Annotated in this window: 1 protein-coding gene; it reads right to left on the bottom strand. The window is 59.3% G+C overall.

The features are described 5' to 3' along the window. Nucleotides 1-188: 188 nt before the first annotated feature. Nucleotides 189-710 carry a metal-dependent hydrolase gene (locus FY251_RS20600; protein ID WP_050038132.1) on the bottom strand — a complete coding sequence of 174 codons (522 nt, stop codon included), beginning with the start codon at nucleotides 708-710 and terminating at the stop codon, nucleotides 189-191. Nucleotides 711-752 lie beyond the last annotated feature (42 nt).

Raw genomic sequence — 752 nt, 5'->3', positions numbered from 1 at the left:
CGACAGTGCTGTTCGCCTCCTCGACGGCCGCGACGGCTCGTTCGTCGCTCGGCGGCGGACTATCTCCCACGAATGTGCCACACCCAGCGAAGAGGGCAACGAAGCAGACGGCGAGGACCAATCGTCGCATACAATACCGTCGTTCGCCCGTCGGTCTAAAACGTCATGGATCCGACTTGTGATACCCCTCAAAACAATCTGAAGTCAAGTTGGGTCTGCAGGTCCATTACTAGAATATACGCCGCCAGTGCGAGAACGAGCACCGAAAACCCGGTCCAGAGGTGGAGATTTACTGCACCCTCGCCGACCCACTGTGGGACCGCCGGGCGCACAACGGGCGGCTGGAGCGGCCAGAGCAAGTCCGACGACACGTACGGGTCCGGGCGAAGGAGCTGTCGGTTATCGGCCACCAGATGTGAGAGATGGGCGAAGGCAAACGCCGCCCCAAGTCTAGTCCGATCCGTTCGGACCGCGTATGCGACGACGGCAATCGAGAGCGGAATCGCGAACGGAAGCGAGTGCATAAATACCCGCCCGGAGGGGATCAATTGGAGTTCGTACGCCAGTGGCTTGTCGATGAGATCCGGGAACTGGCTGCCGAAGAACGTCACTGCCAGTAAGTGAAGCGTTGGGAGCTGTCGATCGCGGAGGAGGGCGTATACTGCGACGGGAAGGAGGGCGATGATGAAATGTTCGATTGGGAGGACCATTCTCTGACTCCGTAGTAGTGCTACGTTGATGTGGGAGGAAAT

The organism is Haloferax sp. KTX1 (assembly GCF_902410085.1).
Lineage (GTDB): Archaea > Halobacteriota > Halobacteria > Halobacteriales > Haloferacaceae > Haloferax > Haloferax massiliensis.
The sequence above is the reverse complement of the archived record's forward strand: the minus strand, read 5'-3'. Positions and strand labels throughout refer to the sequence as shown.

Excerpts from the sequence above, each read along its gene's own strand:
- FY251_RS20600 (WP_050038132.1), bottom strand. The coding sequence starts at position 710 with ATGGTCCTCCCAATCGAACATTTCATCATCGCCCTCCTTCCCGTCGCA.